Below are 19,308 nucleotides of genomic sequence, written 5' to 3'. Positions count from 1 at the left end.
GGTGACTCATGTTAAATGATTATCCATGGTTGCAGCCAGTATGGGATAACCTCAAAGTAGGGCTAGAGTCGGACAGAGTACCAGGTGCGCTTTTATTGCAAAGCGAGCAAGGCTTAGGCATCGAAAAACTTATCGAGTTTTTTAGCCAAGCACTTCTTTGCCAAAATTACGCCAGTGAAGCGTGCGGTTTTTGTCATAGCTGTCAATTAAATCAATCACACAACCACCCAGATTTACACTGGATCAAACCAGAAAAAGAAGGAAAAGCGATAACGGTGGACCAAGTTCGAGCTTGCAACCGTCTTGCTCAGGAATCATCACAGCTTAATGGTTATCGCCTATTTGTTATAGAGCCAGCGGACTCTATGAATGAATCGGCATCGAATGCATTGTTAAAAACGCTAGAAGAGCCTGGGGCAAAGTGCTTGTTTTTGCTCGTTACCCACAATCAGGAGCGCCTGCTTCCAACGATTCGTAGCCGTTGCCAACACTGGGTTGTTGCGCCGCCGTCAACGGAACAAGCGATGCAATGGATGCGCGAACAAGGGGCGCAGCAAGTTCCTGCTTACGCCTTAAAACTGAATATGGGCTCTCCTATAAAAACATTGGATGCGTTAAATAATGGCGATCTCGATGCTTACTTGGCTTTTGAGCGCACTTTTATTAAGGCGATGTCTTCTCCTGCCTCAGACATTTCTGAGTGTGCTTCTTTAATGGCTAAACACTCGGAGCAATCACTAGACTGGGCGTGGTATTTACTGACAGACGCTCAGAAAGCGCAGTTTGGTGTATCAGAAGCACAAATGCTTCCTGGCGCTATAAAGTTTCAGCCGAACAACTACAACAGTTTGTACTCATCAGCGAAGGCGCTGATGGACCTCAAAGCTCAGGTGCAAGCCTTTCCTGGTCTAAACCTTGAGCTACTATCAATGAACTGGTTAATTGAATCACGAGAGGCATTATGTTCGTAGATTCTCATTGTCATTTAGACAAATTGAATTACGACGATCTCCACATCAATGTGGAAGACGTTATTAACAAAGCTAAACAAGCAAAGGTAACCGAGCTGCTTTCTGTGGGAGTTACTCTGGATTCTTTCCCTAAAATGATGGAAATGATTGAGCCTTATGAGAATGTTTATGCTTCGTGCGGTGTACACCCACTTGATGTTGAAAGCGACTTTTCGATGGACGTGCTACGTCACCACGCATCGAATGAAAAAGTCGTTGCCATTGGTGAAACAGGCTTGGATTATCATTATAAGCCAGAAACGGCAGCGTTACAGAAAGAGCGTTTTGAGCAACACGTTGATCTTGCGGTGGAGCTTAACAAACCTTTAATTATCCATACCAGAAACGCACGTGCGGAGACTCTAGATATTTTGCGTAAGGGTGGGGCGGAGAAATGTGGTGGTGTTATCCACTGTTTTACAGAAGATCTTCCATTTGCTGAAGCTGCACTTGAGCTGGGGTTTTATATTTCTATCTCGGGGATTGTCACTTTCCGTCAAGCTACAGAGTTGAAAGAAGTGGTGAAGACTCTACCTCTAGAGAAGCTTCTCATTGAGACAGATTCTCCTTACTTGGCTCCAGTCCCTCACCGAGGTAAAGAGAATCAACCTGCTTATGTTGTCGAGGTGGCTTCTTATATTGCGCAACTCAAATCGTGCTCTCTTTCTGAAGTGGCACAAAAAACCACCGAAAATTTCCGAAATCTTTTTTTGCGATGAAAAATCAATAAGAGCATAAAAAAGGAGCGTATGCTCCTTTTTTGTTGATAAAAACAACAGATATACTCATGAGTTTAATGTTTACTAAAAATGTTGATTTAATAACATTCAAAAATCACAAATGTAATTTTGTTACTAAAAATAACATTGGGGCGTATTTTATTTACGCCTTAAAATTAATTATATAAATAATAAACTCTTTATAAAACAGTAATATAACTGCAATGCAAACCTTTTCATTAGCTGTTTTTGGGTGTGATCCAAGACTTGTTTTGAAACTAAATTTCGTAACTGTGTGGAAAGTTTGAGGGTCATCAATATATATTTAGAGCCGGAAAATATAATGCAGTTGTGGTTACATTTTCATTGGGTGCTAACCTTTAGGCTACGGGGGTGTGCCGTTAGTGCCCAAATAATACTTATAAATTTATCAGGAGCATAAACATGTTTAAGAACCTTTTTGCTAACCTGCAAAAAGTTGGTAAGGCGCTGATGCTTCCAGTATCAGTTTTACCAGTTGCAGGTATTTTATTAGGTGTGGGTGCTGCCCATCTAAGCTTTATTCCAGAGATCGTTTCTAATCTTATGGAACAAGCCGGTGGTTCAGTATTCGGCCAAATGGCACTTCTATTTGCAGTAGGTGTAGCTCTAGGCTTCACTAATAACGACGGTGTTGCTGGTCTTGCAGCAATCGTTGGTTACGGCATCATGACGGCAACGCTAGGTGTAATGGCGGGTGTTATGGGTGTTGAGAAAATCGATACAGGTGTACTAGGTGGTATCCTTGTCGGTGGTGTGGCTGCTTGGGCATTCAACCGTTTCTTCAAAATTCAACTTCCAGAGTATCTTGGCTTCTTCGCTGGTAAGCGTGCAGTGCCTATCATCACTGGTTTTGCAGCGATCATCCTTGGTGTTATCCTTTCTGTAATTTGGCCACCAATTGGCGGTGCAATCTCTGCATTCTCTGATTGGGCTGCGCACCAAAACCCACAACTAGCATTCGGTATCTACGGTGTTGTAGAGCGTTCTCTAATCCCATTCGGCCTACACCACGTATGGAACGTACCGTTCTTCTTCGAAGCTGGTTCTTGTGTTAACGCTGCTGGTGAAGCTCAAAACGGCGTACTAACTTGTTACCTAGTTGCTGATGAAGCATCTCGTGCTGCTGGTAATGGCTTCGGTCAGCTAGCGGGTGGTTACATGTTCAAGATGTTTGGTCTACCAGCTGCAGCAATCGCAATTGCTCACTGTGCTAAACCAGAAAACCGCGCAAAAGTAATGGGTATCATGGCGTCAGCTGCACTGACTTCATTCCTAACTGGTATTACTGAGCCTATCGAATTCTCATTCCTATTCGTTGCTCCACTACTATACGGTATCCACGCTCTACTAGCTGGTTCTGCATACATTGTTTCTAACACTCTAGGCTTTGTACACGGTACTTCTTTCTCTCACGGTCTGATCGACTTCCTAGTTCTATCTGGTAACGCTCAGAAGATGGGTCTAATGATTGCTGTTGGTCTAGTATACGCAGTGATTTACTACGTAGTGTTCCGTGGCGTAATCACAGCACTTGACCTAAAAACTCCTGGTCGTGAAGATGAAACAGAAAGTGCGGCAGCAACTTCTGGCTCTGACATGGGTGGTGAACTGGTTGCAGCGTTCGGTGGTAAAGCTAACATTACTGGTCTAGACGCATGTATCACTCGCCTACGTGTAGCGGTTGCAGATACAGCAGCTGTTGACCAAGACAAACTGAAACAACTTGGCGCTGCTGGTGTTGTAGTTGTTGCAGGTGGTGTACAAGCTATCTTCGGTACTAAGTCTGACAACCTAAAAACTGAAATGGATGAGTGGATCCGTAACCACGGCTAATCACCGTCATTCATAACAATGAATAAAAGGAGGCTTCGGCCTCCTTTTTTAGTTCCTCTCCCATTGCTAAAAGTGCTTTCTGAGTGTGATCCTAAACTCATCTTTACTTTTGCCAGTCTTTTCATACATCGCGCTTACTCATCGTTGACATATTGAAACACCACTATGTTTGAATAACGCATGATGTTTTTTTAATAATTGATAACGTGTATGAAGAGCAAATTAATTTTATTAGCAGGACTAGTTTCTAGTACCGCAATGGCGGCAAATGAGCCAACAAACTTGTCTGTTGGTATGGCTGTCGATCAACAGTTGAGTGTTGTTGTTGAGTTAGATAATAAGTATCGCGGTATTATCGGTAACGATGGTATGGCGTTTGATTACATCGCTAAACGTGGAACATTCGATCAAAACATGCCTGTGACTTGGTATGTTGGCGTTGGTGGTTGGTATGAATGGGATGATGAGTTTGGCGTGCGTGTACCTCTCGGTGTGAACTGGGATTTATCACGCGGCTGGGATCTTTATGGTCAAATACACCCAGAGCTAGATCTTTACAAAGGTGCTGACTTACAACTTGGTGGTGCCGTTGGCATCAAATACAGTTTCTAGAATAAAAGAAACATAAAAAAACGCCGGTAAATACCGGCGTTTTTTATGTTTGGAATGCAATACTGCTATTGCTTATCCATGGCTCGCTTGATACAAACGGCCGCGCCGCCCCAAGTGATACCTAAACCAATAACCATCATAATAATTGCGCTGATTGTCATTTCGCTGTCTCCTTGCGATTTACTGCGTTAATCACTAGACCAAAGATAAATAGTGCGGCGATAAGTGCCCAGCCTACAGTTAGATCATAACCACCGTAGCCTTCAGTAAATAAAGCATAAAGCTTAGTTGCTAAGATAATGGCGAGCATAATCGGTGTTACGAAGCGTAAACAGATCTCAAACCATTGACCAATAGAGAAATCAGAGCGCTCATTTACGTAATTACGCACTTCAGGCACGCGTTTCAATAGCCACGCCATCAATACAATCTCAACCAAGCCGCCTACCATAATGCCAACGTTGTTTGCGAAGTGGTCTACTAGGTCTAGCAGCAATAGACCGCCATTTGTTGCGAACGCCATAGAAACCACAAAACCAGTTCCGATTACAACGTTTGCAGCTTTTTTTCGGCTCCACTTTAGCTTATCGATGATGGCGGATGTTACGGCTTCCATGATAGAAATGTGCGAACTTAGACCAGCAACCACCAGTGCAAAGAAGAACAGAGGACCAAGAATATATGGTGCGGGTAATAAGTTAATTGCCGCAGGTAAAGTAACAAAAGCAAGGCCAACGCCTGCAGATACCACTTCTGTTAGCGGTTTACCTTGTTCTTGAGCCATGTAACCCAAGACAGAGAAGATCATAATACCAGCTAGGATGGAGAAGCCACAGTTGATCAACACGGTCATAAACGCGTTATTCGTGATGTCTGACTTTTCTGGCAGATAACTAGAGTAAGCCAGCATGATCGCGAAGCCGATGCTTAGGGTAAAGAAGATCTGACCGTACGCAGCTGCCCATACTTTCACATCCCAAATTTTGCTGAAATCGGGTTCAAACATGTAGTTAACGCCATCCAAAGCTCCTGGCAAGAAAACCATACGTCCGATTAAAAAAATCACCATCAAAAATAGTATTGGCATCATGATTTTAGATGCGCGCTCAATCCCTGATTTCACGCCTTTGGCAATGGCGGTGTAAGTAATAGCCCAAGCAATCACCATAGATAAGGCAATTTTCCATTGAATACTGCCTAAGTCTGTTGGTGAGTTATCACCTAACTTTAGGTACTCACTAAAGAAAAATGCGTTTGTATCGGTTCCCCAACCTTGAGTGAACGACAACCCAAAGTAAGAAATTGACCAACCGATAACTGCAACATAGTAAACGGCGATAACTGCTGCAACACCAACTTGGAACCAGCCAAGCCATTCAAATTTAGAATGAATTTTCGCTAGCGTTTTTGGTGCTGAGCCTCGGTACTTTTGTCCCATACTGAACTCAAGGATCATAAATGGAATACCGGCCGTGATCATGGCGAAAATGTAAGGAATAAAAAATGCGCCGCCACCGTTTTCATAGGCCATGTATGGAAAACGCCAAATGTTTCCCAAACCGATAGCAGACCCGACTGCTGCTAAGATGAATCCCGCTCGGGATCCCCATTGTTCTCGCTTCATATTTGACTCCTATACGACTCCCTGAGGAATGAAGCTCTCTCCGTAACACAGTAATATTTGCGCAAACTGTTGGAAGAAAGGACCGCTGTTATCTATCAGCTTTTCTATCCTTAATTCTAGCTTATTATAATTTTCTAGAGCTATATTCTGGTTACTGTGAGAGAAAGTAGATTATTAATCTTAAAGTTTTGATGTGTGTTTGATAAAACTGAAATATTTATCTGTTTTCACTAATCAGACTAACTTCTAATAATACTTAGCGCAATAGAATCTAAATGTTAACTCAGATGCGTTGTCTGGTTTTAATCTTGTTAAATTTGAGTTTGATTATGGTTTTGTGTGGGGGATTGGTTGATTGCATGGAACAAATGACTAGAATCCAATAATCGACTTGGTGTTTAAAACTATTTTGATGAACTAGGGCGTACGGCTATCTTTTGCGCACCCCGCTAGAGAATGCTTCGTTACTTTTCTAAGCGATGATGTTTAGATGATATTCTCTATCTGCTTTGTGTAGGACTCGCCCAGCACTCTTTGTGGCGAGTCCTACGAAGTGAAGTGTACAAAAAATTAGAAACGGAAACTAAAACCAATATTTGATTGGAATTGGTTCATCCAATCGGTATCGAACTTAATGATGCAGTTTGAGCCGTCATTAGGTAGGGTGCAGGCTCCAGAGGTATCGTTATCAACGACCGTTCCCAACCATCTTAATTGGGCTGTCAACGCAAAGCTCTTTGAAAACTCATATTCCAGCCCTGCAAAAGCGCTCGCCGAAAATCCGTATTTTTTGTCTACCCAATCAACATCGGTGTAAGAGGCTCCCAAGCCAACACCAATATAGGTTTGCCAGTTTTCTGCAACAGGGTAGTACATGCTGCTTTGAAATTGCAGGTAATGGATATCTGCCGAATTTGATAACTTTTCAAGTTCTGTTGATTGGTTGGAGTAAAATAATCCAATTCTTCCTTTCTCAAAAGGCGTCTCGATTGAAAGTGCGTAGTTCACTGCGGGATCGAGGTCGTATGTATTGCCACCTTCGTCTTCTACTTGACCGCCACCTGTATAGCCTATGAATGGAGTAACGATAATATTGGCTTGTGCACTTACCGCGGTGCTGAGCAGTATGCTTCCTACCAGCCAGCTGAGTTTTTGGTTCATGTCCTATCTCCTTATTATGACTAAGCTAATTGTGATGGGTTAGTCAAAATTGCGCGACTAAATTAAGCAAATCTTGAACATATTTCACACTGGTGTTATTAATTTGTTACATATTAAGGAGGTGTTTATGGAACACGATCTAAAATCCGCATTAATCATCGTGGTGACTGTTTTTGCAGTACTTTTGTCGTTTGGTATCATTGCGATTACAACGGCTTAAGATAACTACTTTTACCAAACGTTTTAACAAAATGGCGTGAGCCTATGATACGTAACAGCGGTATAATCACAGAAAGCCACACTGAGCTTGATGTCAAAGTTTATGAGCATTTCAGGCATGGAAAAACTGCTTTAGTCACGCAAGGTGGAGGGCAGAGAGGGATTTTTACCGCTGGCGTATTAGACGCATTTTTACTTTCCAACTTTGATCCTTTCGATGAATTCTACGGTACCTCTGCTGGGGCACTCAATTTATGCTCTTACTTATGTCGTCAACACGGTATGGGCAAAGCTTTTATTACCGAACTGACAACGTCTCCTGAGTTTTTTAATCTGTTTCGTTATATTCGAAAGCAGCAGTACCTGGGTTTAGAGTGGGCGTTAGAGCGGATTCAAGATCTCCCTTACAAGCTTGATCTTGATTTAGGCCGCAGTGCACTAGGAGGGCGAGGTGCGTTTGCAGCGGTAACAAATGTAGAGACGCTATCGGATCAATATTTACCAATCTTGGGTGACACGTGGTTTAACACCATGTTAGCAACATGCGCGATTCCTAAGTTGTACCACGGACCTGTCGACGTTAATGGCAATAAGTTTGTTGATGGTGGTGTGTCGGCTTCTATCCCTGTTCAAGAAGCGTGGCGTCAGAATGCTCGCAACATTATTGTCATCCGAACAGAACCGTTCTCGGAGATTGAAGCGAGAGCTCAAAGTGAAGTAGGGGATGTGCCTGTCGAGTGGTATCGAGAGTCTATCAATTCGGTGCAGCAATCATGGCAGCAAAAAGTGAATCGATGGAAGTTGGATTGGGCTTCGTTCTTCCAACAAAAAATTAATGCCGCCCATCAGTCGAAGCTTGCCGGAAAAATGCTATTGAATGGAGGCCGTTGGTTGTTCGGTGCTGATAATTTGTATCGTTTAAGCCATTTAATCGGTGAGAATTTTGACTCAGGTTTAGCCGACATGCTGATGATTCACTATCAAACATTTGAGCTCACTCAAGCCTTTATATCTGCTCCACCTGACGACACTTTCATTTTACAAATCGCGCCTAAAGAGGGGCTTCGTTCTTCTTCTTTGTTAAGTGACCAAGAATCACTAGAGCATGATTATCAACTCGGACTTCAGGCGGGGTTTAATCTGGTTCAACTCTATGACCAACTGAATATTGAAATTGATGGCAGAGAGAGTGCATAACCTTTTGTATTGACGACATACGCTAAATACAAAGTGAAGTGTAAATAAATGAGGCTCCGTTTTCGGAGCCTCATTCGTGTGCGTACCTAATCTCTATGGTTAATAGGGTTAGGTATAAAGGTTATGCTTGCAGAATTCGCATGCAGTTGGTTGAACCAACGACATCCATTACATCGCCTTGAGTGATCATGACTAAATCACCCTTGTGCAAGAACCCTTGTTCTTTAAGGCTAGCAATCGCAGCTTGAGCTGTCGGTAAACCTGCATCACTTTTTGACTCGAAATATACCGGTGTCACGCCTCGGTATAATGCAGCTCGATTGAGCGTGGATTCATTACGTGATAAGGCAAATATTGGTAAGCCAGAGCTTAAGCGAGACATCATCAACGCTGTTCTGCCAGATTCTGTTAACGAGATCATCGCTTTAATTCCTTCCATGTGATTCGCAGAGTACATGGTTGCCATTGCGATGGTTTCTTCAGCGGTTTCGAAGGTGCGATCTAAGCGATAAGTGGATAGGCTTGCCTCAGACATCTTTTCTGCGCCCACACACACCTCGGCCATGGATTTGACCGTTTCTACAGGGTATTTACCTGCTGCGGTCTCTCCAGATAGCATCACTGCGTCAGTGCCGTCTAGAACCGCATTGGCCACGTCCATCACTTCAGCACGCGTCGGCATCGGGCTAGCAATCATGGACTCCATCATTTGTGTCGCAGTAATTACGATACGGTTTAAGCTGCGTGCGCGGCGAATCAGTTTTTTCTGGACGCCAATAAGTTCAGGATCGCCGATTTCTACACCCAAATCGCCACGCGCTACCATCACTACATCGGATGCGAGAATAATATCGTCAATAGACTCATTGGTCGCGACGGTTTCTGCTCGTTCGACTTTAGCCACCAACATGGCTTCAAGGCCTGCATCTCTGGCTAGACGTCGAGCGTAATGCATGTCTTCGCCGTTACGTGGGAACGAAATAGCAAGGTAGTCCACTTGAATTTCTGCGGCGGTAAGAATGTCGGCTTTATCTTTCTCTGTGAGCGCATCGGCTGACAATCCGCCGCCTTTTTTGTTGATCCCTTTATTATTAGATAGTGGACCACCAACAATCACACGGGTATGAACTTTATTGCCTTCGACGCTGGTGACTTGCAGTTGAACGCGTCCATCATCGAGTAACAGAATGTCGTTTGGTGACACATCTTGCGGCAGTTCTTTATAATCTAGCCCTACGGACTCTTGGTTGCCTTCACCTTTTGGTAAATCACTGTCTAATGTGAATTTATCGCCCACATTTAACATGACTTGGCCGTCTTTAAAGGTCGATACGCGGATTTTAGGGCCTTGCAAGTCGCCGAGGATAGCAACTTGACGCCCAAGCTTTGCCGCAATAGTACGGACTTTTTTGGCGCGTTGAATGTGGTCTTCACTGGTTCCATGTGAGAAATTCATACGGACAACGTTTGCACCGGCTTTGATGATCTCCTCAAGTACATTGTCCTTATCCGTTGAAGGACCAAGCGTGGTGACAATTTTTGTTCGTCTTAGTTTGGAAGTCATAGATTCTCCGATGAATGTATGTGTAAAGGTAACTTGAACTCTATCCTTACTTTCCTCAATCGCTCTCAAGGTCTGCCTCGTTGCTGAGCCCACACCTTAAAGCTGCTTGAGTATAAGTATATGCACAGAATGTTTACATTAAGAGTAATCCCGGTAAAACAGACAGATAATCCATAGGTTTCAGCCCCTATTGATGAGAATGCGCTGGTGTAACAGGAGTTACTTCATAATTTAGTGAATAAAAATAAGTTATTTTTCAAACAATTTAACAGGAGTAGATTCTTCGTTATTTGATTGAATACACAAACAAACAGGTTTATACGTGATGCTTGTCACGGGGATTTATTAATTCACTTCACAATTAGTTCGCAAAGTAAAAAAATTGTCTCGTTATAGAATTTCGGAGTGCAAGATGTACATGGCTCAACCGGGCCATATTGATCATATCAAACAGGTCAATGCTGGTCGTGTATATAAACTAATTGACCTAAAAGGTCCTATTTCTCGAATTGATTTGTCCAAGCAGAGTGAGCTTGCTCCTGCCAGTATCACCAAAATCACTCGAGAATTAATTGAAGCGCACTTGATTCATGAAACCACAGTACAAGAAGCGACGAGTCGTGGTCGACCTGCCGTCGGTTTGCAAGTCAACAACGAAGGGTGGCAATTTCTGTCAATGCGTTTGGGGCGAGGTTATTTAACTATTGCTCTGCATGAGCTAGGTGGCGATGTGTTGATCGATACTAAAATCGAGATACACGAACGTGACCAAGACGATGTGCTTGAGCGTCTGCTCTACGAAATTGATGAATTCTTCCAAACTTACGCGGATCAACTTGACCGTGTTACCAGTATTGCAATTACGCTGCCTGGCCTTGTGAATTCAGAGCAAGGTGTCGTGCTGCAAATGCCTCATTACAATGTCGAAAATCTTGCTCTTGGACCAGAGATATATAAAGCAACAGGCTTGCCAGTTTTCATTGCCAATGACACGCGAGCTTGGGCATTAGCAGAAAAGCTTTTCGGCCATTCTCAAGACAATGACAACTCTGTTCTTATCTCTATTCACCATGGTTTAGGTGCCGGCATCATTCTGGATGGGCGCGTTTTGCAAGGCCGTCACGGCAACATTGGTGAGCTTGGGCATATTCAAATCGATCCAAATGGAAAACGTTGTCATTGTGGCAACATTGGTTGTTTGGAAACCGTTGCCAGTTCTCAAGCGATTCGTGAAGAAGTCGTAAGACGAATTGCTGATGGCGAAGACTCTATTCTTGCTGAACAAGAAGAAATGAGTATTGAGAGCATTTGTGAAGCGGCAGCGAACGGTGATCCGTTGGCAGTTGATGTGATTGAAAAGCTTGGACGCTACTTAGGTTCCGCAATTGCTATTGTGATCAACTTATTTAACCCTGAGAAGATCTTGATCGGTGGTGTGATTAACCAAGCAAAAGATGTACTTTATCCTGCGGTGCGTCGCTGTATCGAAGAGCAGAGTTTACCAGTTTATCACCAAGATCTTGAGCTGGTGGAATCTCGTTTCTATAAGCAAGCCACAATGCCTGGTGCCGCGTTGATCAAGCAAGCGTTGTACGATGGTCAGTTATTGATGAAGGTTGTGGAAGGCTAATTGCTTCAAATATGATTAAGTCTTTAGGTGTCGAGCCTATACATTTTTAGATGATTTAGGGTGAGGCTTAACAGCTCACCCTTTTTGATCGCCTATTACTAGAAGGTGAATTTGAGTTGTGCTGCATTGCTATATCTGCGCCATTCATGTAATTTCCTAAAAAGCTCAAGTAAATAAACCCAAATGGCTTTCAATGTGTAGAGTGACTTTGTGTCTGATGCAAATAGAAGGGAAGTAATACGCTGAAACCGTTGTACTTTCAAGCCATGCTCGAAAAACAAATATCTTAAGGTTATTTGGGTTTAGAACCTTGATGTGTCTGTATTGATTTCGAGTAAAAATAAGAATTATCCATAATTTAGGTAGTAGTATGTCCGGAGTGTTAAATACGGTTGACCAGCGTACGAACTTGGTTGGTGAAAACCGACTAGAGCTTCTGCTGTTCACTTTAAATAGTCGCCAATTGTTTGCGATTAATGTGTTCAAAGTGAAAGAGGTCATCAAGCTGCCACCGTTAACCAAGCTTCCTGGCTCACACTACAACATTCGTGGGGTCGCTTCTTTACGAGGTGAAGCGGTGCCAGTGATTGATTTGCGTGGCGCAATAGGTTTCCCTGCTTTGCGTGGTGAAGCGGAAGAAGAAAATTTGATCGTGACAGAGTACAACCGTACGGTGCAGGGCTTCTTAGTCGGTCCGGTTAAAAACATTATTAATACGGCATGGACTGAAATTCAGCCGCCTCCTTCCACGTCTGGTCGCTCGAATTACCTCACGGCGATCACGCAAATCAAAGAGGGGGATGCCTCTCAAATTGTCGAAATAATTGACGTAGAAAAAGTTTTAGCAGAGATCGTGCATTACGATGTCACGATTTCAGCGGACATTCTGGATCAAGAACTTGCCCAAGCAATGGTCGGGCGTAATGTTCTGATTGTGGATGATTCATCTACAGCTCGTAATCAAGTTCGCGATACGCTTTCTCAATTGGGTATGAATATCATCGAGTGTCGTGACGGACTAGAAGCGCTAACAGTTTTAAAGCGCTGGTGTGATGAAGGGAAAGACGTAGAAAAAGAGCTGTTGATGATGATTACGGATGCTGAAATGCCTGAAATGGACGGTTATAAACTGACTCATGAAGTGCGCCAAGATCCACGTATGTCTAAGTTGTTTATTACGTTGAACACCTCTCTGAGCGGCAGCTTTAATGAAGCCATGGTACAAAAAGTAGGTTGTGATCGTTTTATCTCTAAATTCCAACCAGATCTGTTGGTTGAAGTTGCTCAAGACCGGTTACGCCAGATGCTTTCTAAAAGTGCATGATTAGATATAGTGAAATCAGAGGGGGAGCAGCTCTCCCTCTGATTTTTTAACGCCTCGCTTATTAATATCTCTGTACTAATGAAAGTCGCGAGATTTACTTTGTAGATTATTCAAATAGTGCGTGCAATCAATCAACTTGCCAGCAATAACGTGCGTGACTTCTCCCTCTCTTTCAAGAATGCCTTTCACCATTAATACTTTAGCGCCTAAATACGCTTGCTTTTGGGCTCGTGCTGTCGCTTGCCAAACGACCACATTAATGTTGCCTGTGTCATCTTCTAACGTAAAAAATGTCACGCCAGTGGCGGTGCCTGGAGATTGTCTTCCCGTTACCACGCCTACCACTGTGACCAATGACCTATGCGGTTTCTCTGCCAGTTGCCTCATGCGGGTAAAATGAGGGAGTTTGCCCGTTTCTTCTAATAATTTAATCGGGTGGCGGCTAAGAGATAGTCCCGTGCTCGCGTAATCCTCAATTAAATTTTCATATTCTGAGGGCTGAGTTTGGTAGCTAACACTGGGTTCTTCGGCCTTGTGAAACAATGGTAGGTCAGATAAGGAATCCATTGCTGCCCAGCGTGCGTTATAACGATTCCCCGATAGGATCTGAAATGCATTGGCTGAAGCCAATAATTCAATGTCACTTCGGCTTCTTAATATCTGCTTTACTTCTTGAATCGAGCGGTAACCATTAAGTGGTTTGCGCTCAATAAGCCTTTGCGCACTTTCTGCGTTAAAGCCTTTCACCAAGCGAAAACCAAGTTGCACGCCGAGCCTGCCATTCGGGCGTGAGACGAGATGATGCTGATATTTTGAATGATTGACGCACACCGGCAATACTTCGACTCCATGTCGGCGAGCATCTTGTACTAATTGCGATGGGCTATAAAATCCCATTGGTTGGCTGTTCAACAGTGCAGTGTAAAATTCTGCTGGGTAATAATATTTTAACCATGCAGAACAATATGCCAGCACTGCGAAAGACGCTGAATGACTTTCAGGGAAGCCGTACTCACCAAAGCCGCAAATCTGATCGAAAATGCGCTCAGCAAACGCTAAGTCATAACCTCTCTCTTGCATACCATTGATCAGTTTTGGCCTGAATTTAGCCAGATCGCCATTCTTTTTCCATGATGCCATTGCTCGACGGAGTTGATCGGCCTCGCCGCCGCTAAACCCAGCTGCTACCATGGCTAACTTGATTACTTGCTCTTGGAAAATTGGGACGCCCATAGTCCGCTCAAGAACGCTTTTTACTTCTTCCGATGGATAACTGACAGGCTCTTTGTGATCACGCCGTTTTAAAAAAGGATGCACCATATCACCCTGAATAGGGCCTGGACGAACAATCGCAATTTGAATCACTAAATCGTAATAACAAGCGGGCTTTAAGCGAGGGAGCATGCTCATTTGTGCACGAGATTCAATTTGGAATACGCCTATCGTGTCGGCCTTTTGAATCATGCGGTACACGTGTGGATCATCTTGTCGGCGAGTGATCTCGGAAATAGAGAGGGAGCGCTGGTGGTGTTTCTCGACCAGTTGAAAGCACTTTTTGATGGCGTTTAACATGCCGAGTGCGAGCACATCGACTTTTAATAGCTTCAAGCTTTCTAAATCGTCTTTGTCCCATTGAATGATAGTGCGATCTTCCATCGAGGCATTTTCAACAGGTACTAACTCATATAAAGGGCCAGATGAAATTACAAAACCACCCACGTGCTGAGATAAGTGGCGTGGGAAGCCAATTATCTCGTTGACCAATTGGATAAACTGCTGCCCTTTGAGAGATTCTGGTTGTAAGCCAAGTTCAATAATTTGAGCTTGCCAGCCTTGGCTGCGATCTCGGCGATTAACGTTCTTAATGAAAAAATCTAATTGGGTCTCTTCAATCCCTAGCGCTTTACCGACTTCACGCACGGCACTTTTAAAGCGATAGCTGATCACTGTTGCAGCAAGTGCTGCACGCTCACGGCCATATTTTTTGTAAATATATTGGATAACCTCTTCACGGCGCTCGTGTTCAAAGTCCACATCAATATCCGGCGGTTCCTTACGTTCTTTACTGATAAATCGTTCGAATAAGACTGCGATTTGTCGAGGGTCGACGGCGGTAATTTCCAGGCAATAGCACACCACAGAGTTTGCGGCGGAACCTCGACCTTGGTAAAGAATGCCTTGTTGTTTCGCGAACATTACGATGTCATGGATGGTAAGGAAGTAGTAGTGGTATTTCAGCTCTTGAATAAGCGCAAGTTCATTCTCGATGGTTTGATTGACTTCTGCTGGCACGCCTTCAGGAAAACGCAGCTTTTTACCACGCTCGACTAACATACGTAAGTAAGAGTCGGGTGTATAACCATCTGGGATTAGCTCGGTAGGATATTCGTATTTTAAATCGGAGAGCTTAAACTCGCATAAATCGGCGATGTAAGTACTTTCTTCCAGCCATTCTGGTTTGTAAATCCGAACCAGTTTTTTAAAAGGACGAAGCGCTCGTTCTGTATTCGAAATACGATCAAAACCGAGTTTATCGACGCTACACCCATGTTTTATAGCGGTAAGTACATGCTGTAATGGCAAGCGTTCAACATCATGCATGAGAACGCCTCCGCAGGCAGTTATAGGTAATTGAAATTCATGTGCTAACTGCTCGCAGTGCGCAATGTACTCAGTATCGTTGTTACTCAAATGGCGCTGAATCGCTACCCACAAACGATTAGCGTGGTGTTGATTGAGCCAGCGTCCCCAATAGTGATCACTCTCTTGATGTGTGGGCAGCCACAATACCAAGCAATGTCGAATCGACATCAAATCCCATTCGAACAGTTGATAGTTGCCTTTTTCACTTCGTCTTCTTGCGTTTGTGATGATACGACACAACTCGGCATAAGCCTTGCGACAAGGGCAAAGCAGTACGATTTGGCATTCATCATTTAACCAAAACATACTTCCAACGATTTGTTTGATATCGAGTTTATGTTGTTCGATTGTCGCATGGGCTTTGACAACGCCCGCGACCGAACATTCATCCGTTATGGCTAGAGCTTGATAGCGATAGAAAGCAGCTTGGAGTACTAGCTCTTCTGCATGAGAAGCCCCAGTCAAAAAAGAGAAGTTAGACTGACAAAATAGTTCCGCGTAACTCATAATGACCCAACAAAAATAACTGTCGATTTAACAAAAATAGCCATGAAGAAACCAGTGCTTGTGCTGATCACGAAATATCCATAACCAGCGGCCTTGCTTGGTGTGTGCAATGTAGTAATCACGCATGATCTCATCACCATCCCACCACCCAGAAACTATTCGCTCAGGTCCGTGGACCAAAGAAACTTGCTCTTGCAATACAATGGGAGTGGGTAATTGCATTGCGGGGCGTAGTATGGATGGTATGGCGTGCCCCTTTTCATCCGGAGCATCAGCAGGGCGATACTGACTGGCCTTTTCTGGTCTAGGATCGCAAGCAATATTGGGTTTTAAAACGGCACTTTTTCCCAATTTAGCTTGCAGTAAAGAGAGCAGCTCTAAAGCATTCATGTTTCCTTTCTGCCCAGCAAAGAGATCGCGTGATGCACTAAGAGGCTCACCTTGACGGACGACTTTTAACGTTAGCCCTGTGATTGGGCCATTAAGCGAGAGTGATTCTAAGCTTAAACTCGCTAACTGTTGCCAACGCTGACATAGGTAATCACCTTGCGCAGAAGTGAGTTGAAGGTGTTGCTCTTGTTTCTCACGCTGGTGGAGTGTTAAACACAGTTCAAAAGCGACCTTATCTCTTAATTTAAGAAAGGTTTCGAGTTGACGAAGTAATTTGGCCAACGGCTTTTCAATCCACTGAACGTTTTCGATCTCAAACAACAGCTCTAAATAAACTTGGAAGGATTCGGTAGGGTGATAAAAGTCGACAGGGTGTTTAAATTGCCCAGTCAGTCGACCAACGTAGTTCACCAAATCGATATCAAAGCGTCGTGCGATGTCTTGCAATGGCAGTTCAAGCAGGTTTTGCAATGTGGTGACGCCTACACGTTGTAACTTCTCTACGGTAGCGATTGATAAATCTGTCAGTGTTAACGGTAGTGGTGATAAGGCTTTTTGTATGGCAGATTTGTCTTCGCTGATGACGTTCGCTCCTGATAATGCCATCAATTTGGCAGCAAAAGGCGAAAAACCACATCCGAATTGAAAACTCAGTTTCAGCTCCGATAAGTGAGCTCTGACTTTATTCCAATAGTTTTCAAGCCCTTCATACAGAGAGAGCATTGGAGTAGTACGCAGTAAAATACCTTGGTTTGGCATCAACACAATGTCAGATGTGATCAAATACAGCCATTGAGCAATTTCTTGTAACTTGCTCAATTCGGTGTGCGGATGATAAGGATGCACTTGTAAATCTCGACACAAGGACGCAGCACTGCCTAAGCCCATACCAGGCTTAATACCTTGTTGCTCGGCAATCTCGTTGTATTGAAGAATCTGGCAACGTTGGCTTTCTACAATCACCACGGGTTGATTTTGGTTATCACCAAAGAGTGCATCTAGCTGTAGGCGAGGGAAGTGCAAGTAAATCCATAAAGCCATATTACTAACCTTGGTTCACCAATGGGAAATTGACCACCGTTGATGGAATGTGAGTCGTGCTTGGCATTACCAGTTGTGGGTAGTGGTGTTGGAAACTGATATCGACACTGCCTTTGCTCCAACCGCCTTTTCGCTTGAGAACTTCCACTCTGACGCCTTGTACATTACCTTGCAGCTTTAGGCTTAATGACACAGGTAAAGACAAGCGGTTGGTCATATTAGGCTTGAGCATAAATAGAGGACAAGTGCCTTGTTCACTCGCTACCTGTAAGCGTTTCACTTGATGTATTTCAAGCTCTTCTTGCCATAATAAAACATTACTGCATACCCCACTTTTCAGACATTGTTCTGCAGCCCAAAGAGCATCTTTGGGGTGAGCTGGATTAACGACCCACACTTGGTTTATATCCAAACCGATGTAGTGTAAGAACAGAGAATTCACTAACGCGGGAGGTTGAATAAATGCAGTCACACCATTGGTCTGGGTGGCTTTTAAATAAGGAGCGAGCAAACGCAATTCACCAATACTACCAATAGATTCCATCTCCACTACGCCATGAGGTGGAAAGCCTCCGCCGAGCAAATCATCTAATTCAGAAAACCCGGAACTAGTCCGCAATTGCTGAGGATCTGTTTTCGTTAAATTTGCTTGCCAAACAAGGTGCTGGCTTTTTAAGTGCTGAATAATATCGTGCATAATAAATACCTGTATATATGTACAGTATATTTCTATGGCAGAAAGTCGCAAGATTTTTATGAAGAGAGAAATGAAAAAAGGCAGCGTTTGCTGCCTTTTCAATCGATTATGTGAGGTCACCTGAATTCGTTATTTACGCTTCGGTTGAGCGTCGATGCACTGACCATTCACATCGGTAATCGCTGGATCCATTAAGTGCAAATATAGCGGCATGAGATCCAATGGCGTTTTGAGAGTATTTGCATCTTCACCCGGGTATGCTTTTTCACGCATGCGAGTACGAGTTGCACCAGGGTTAATTGCGTTAACACGGATCGGCGTATCACTCAGCTCGTCAGCCAAAACTTGCATCATGCCTTCTACGGCAAATTTAGAGATAGCGTATGGCCCCCAGAAAGCGCGACCAGAGTGGCCGACGGTCGAAGAGGTAAAGATAATACGCCCAGCTTCTGATTTACGCATCACAGGCAGTAGTGCTTGAGTCATTAACACTTCTGCTTTCACGTTGATCTGCATGATATCGTCGAAATCTTCCTCTTTGATTTGATCAAATGGACACAGCGAACTCAAGACACCTGCGTTGTGTAATAGGCCATCCAAACGACCAAACTGTCCTTCGATTGTCTCTGCCATATCAATGTAATTTTGCTTAGTTGCGCCCTTGAGATCCAGAGGAATGATAGCAGCTTGTGGGTAGCCAGCGGCTTCAATCTCATCATAGATAGATTCAAGGTTTTGCACATTTCTACCCAAGAGAATAACAGTTGCACCGTGCTCGGCATAAGAAAGCGCGGCTTGACGGCCGATGCCATTACCAGCGCCAGTAACAAGAATGACTTTACCTTTTAGAGCATCAGCTGAAACGGAGTAGTTCACGGCGATAAATCCTTATTATTGTAAGAGGGTCCATGATAGTTAATTGACGCTAAAAAACGCCTGTTTCTCAATGGAAAATCTTGGTAATCGTGACAAGATGGTTACAATACACCAATTCATGTGTTATACCAATTCCAGAACTTTCGTTAGGTATGCTATCAATCAGAACAAGTGGTTACAAACCGCGCTGCCTTCTCGCTGATGTTTCTGCGTAACATA

At 43.7% G+C, this 19,308-nt stretch carries 16 protein-coding genes; 8 read left to right on the top strand and 8 right to left on the bottom strand.

Annotated elements, in window-relative coordinates; translation table 11 throughout:
- Positions 1-8: 8 nt before the first annotated feature.
- The 4 genes from ACHFJ9_RS17725 (at position 9) to ACHFJ9_RS17710 (ending at position 4,216) form a co-directional block, all read left to right on the top strand.
- Positions 9-971, top strand: coding sequence for a DNA polymerase III subunit delta' (locus ACHFJ9_RS17725; protein WP_203347085.1), 963 nt, complete (start codon positions 9-11; stop codon positions 969-971).
- Complete coding sequence (locus tag ACHFJ9_RS17720; RefSeq protein WP_109169742.1) at positions 962-1,729, top strand: TatD family hydrolase; 768 nt, start codon at positions 962-964, stop codon at positions 1,727-1,729. The genes ACHFJ9_RS17725 and ACHFJ9_RS17720 overlap by 10 nt, the downstream gene beginning before the upstream one ends.
- A gap of 444 nt (positions 1,730-2,173) precedes the next feature.
- Positions 2,174-3,604 carry a PTS glucose transporter subunit IIBC gene (gene ptsG / locus ACHFJ9_RS17715; protein ID WP_006743155.1) on the top strand — a complete coding sequence of 477 codons (1,431 nt, stop codon included), beginning with the start codon at positions 2,174-2,176 and terminating at the stop codon, positions 3,602-3,604.
- Between the two features lie 210 nt (positions 3,605-3,814).
- Positions 3,815-4,216: a hypothetical protein gene (locus ACHFJ9_RS17710; RefSeq protein WP_005396996.1), complete on the top strand. Its 402-nt coding sequence runs from the start codon at positions 3,815-3,817 to the stop codon at positions 4,214-4,216.
- Between the two features lie 65 nt (positions 4,217-4,281).
- On the opposite strand, the gene ACHFJ9_RS17705 is transcribed toward ACHFJ9_RS17710, so the two are convergent.
- The 3 genes from ACHFJ9_RS17705 to ACHFJ9_RS17695 form a co-directional block, all read right to left on the bottom strand.
- Positions 4,282-4,377: a MetS family NSS transporter small subunit gene (locus tag ACHFJ9_RS17705; RefSeq protein WP_005372963.1), complete on the bottom strand. Its 96-nt coding sequence runs from the start codon at positions 4,375-4,377 to the stop codon at positions 4,282-4,284.
- Positions 4,374-5,840 carry a sodium-dependent transporter gene (locus ACHFJ9_RS17700; RefSeq protein WP_005398219.1) on the bottom strand — a complete coding sequence of 489 codons (1,467 nt, stop codon included), beginning with the start codon at positions 5,838-5,840 and terminating at the stop codon, positions 4,374-4,376. Before ACHFJ9_RS17700 ends, ACHFJ9_RS17705 begins: the two co-directional genes overlap by 4 nt.
- Before the next feature lie 570 nt (positions 5,841-6,410).
- Entirely contained in the window at positions 6,411-7,001 is a 591-nt protein-coding gene (locus ACHFJ9_RS17695) for an outer membrane beta-barrel protein (RefSeq protein ID WP_104969631.1), read from the bottom strand.
- Between the two features lie 127 nt (positions 7,002-7,128).
- On the opposite strand from ACHFJ9_RS17695, the gene ACHFJ9_RS17690 reads away from it, so the two are divergent.
- Both ACHFJ9_RS17690 and ACHFJ9_RS17685 read left to right on the top strand, forming a co-directional pair.
- Complete coding sequence (locus ACHFJ9_RS17690) at positions 7,129-7,221, top strand: YnhF family membrane protein (RefSeq protein WP_005372970.1); 93 nt, start codon at positions 7,129-7,131, stop codon at positions 7,219-7,221.
- A gap of 44 nt (positions 7,222-7,265) precedes the next feature.
- Positions 7,266-8,417, top strand: coding sequence for a patatin family protein (locus ACHFJ9_RS17685; RefSeq protein WP_395355748.1), 1,152 nt, complete (start codon positions 7,266-7,268; stop codon positions 8,415-8,417).
- A 121-nt stretch (positions 8,418-8,538) separates the two neighbouring features.
- On the opposite strand, the gene pyk is transcribed toward ACHFJ9_RS17685, so the two are convergent.
- Positions 8,539-9,981 carry a pyruvate kinase gene (pyk, locus tag ACHFJ9_RS17680; protein WP_256965918.1) on the bottom strand — a complete coding sequence of 481 codons (1,443 nt, stop codon included), beginning with the start codon at positions 9,979-9,981 and terminating at the stop codon, positions 8,539-8,541.
- Positions 9,982-10,393: 412 nt separating this feature from the next.
- On the opposite strand from pyk, the gene ACHFJ9_RS17675 reads away from it, so the two are divergent.
- Positions 10,394-11,611, top strand: a complete 1,218-nt coding sequence (locus ACHFJ9_RS17675) for an ROK family protein (protein WP_005398213.1) — start codon at positions 10,394-10,396, stop codon at positions 11,609-11,611.
- 370 nt (positions 11,612-11,981) lie between these two features.
- The gene (locus tag ACHFJ9_RS17670; protein WP_005398212.1) at positions 11,982-12,935 is read left to right on the top strand and encodes a chemotaxis protein CheV; all 954 of its coding nucleotides are present in this window, start codon (positions 11,982-11,984) and stop codon (positions 12,933-12,935) included.
- Positions 12,936-13,010: 75 nt separating this feature from the next.
- Here ACHFJ9_RS17670 and ACHFJ9_RS17665 read toward each other — a convergent pair whose 3' ends face one another.
- From ACHFJ9_RS17665 to ACHFJ9_RS17650, 4 genes are all read right to left on the bottom strand, one after another.
- Positions 13,011-16,085, bottom strand: a complete 3,075-nt coding sequence (locus tag ACHFJ9_RS17665; protein ID WP_395355745.1) for an error-prone DNA polymerase — start codon at positions 16,083-16,085, stop codon at positions 13,011-13,013.
- A 27-nt stretch (positions 16,086-16,112) separates the two neighbouring features.
- Positions 16,113-17,516, bottom strand: a complete 1,404-nt coding sequence (locus ACHFJ9_RS17660; protein ID WP_395355743.1) for a Y-family DNA polymerase — start codon at positions 17,514-17,516, stop codon at positions 16,113-16,115.
- A 4-nt stretch (positions 17,517-17,520) separates the two neighbouring features.
- Positions 17,521-18,213, bottom strand: a complete 693-nt coding sequence (gene imuA / locus ACHFJ9_RS17655) for a translesion DNA synthesis-associated protein ImuA (protein WP_258431357.1) — start codon at positions 18,211-18,213, stop codon at positions 17,521-17,523.
- Positions 18,214-18,342: 129 nt separating this feature from the next.
- On the bottom strand, positions 18,343-19,089 hold the full coding sequence (locus ACHFJ9_RS17650) for a YciK family oxidoreductase (RefSeq protein ID WP_394623486.1): 747 nt from the start codon (positions 19,087-19,089) through the stop codon (positions 18,343-18,345).
- Positions 19,090-19,308 lie beyond the last annotated feature (219 nt).

It is taken from the genome of Vibrio sp. D3 (assembly GCF_043995865.1).
In the GTDB taxonomy this organism is placed as follows: Bacteria; Pseudomonadota; Gammaproteobacteria; order Enterobacterales; family Vibrionaceae; genus Vibrio; species Vibrio diabolicus.
Note: the sequence above shows the minus strand (reverse complement) of the source record. Positions and strands in the feature narration are given on the sequence as shown.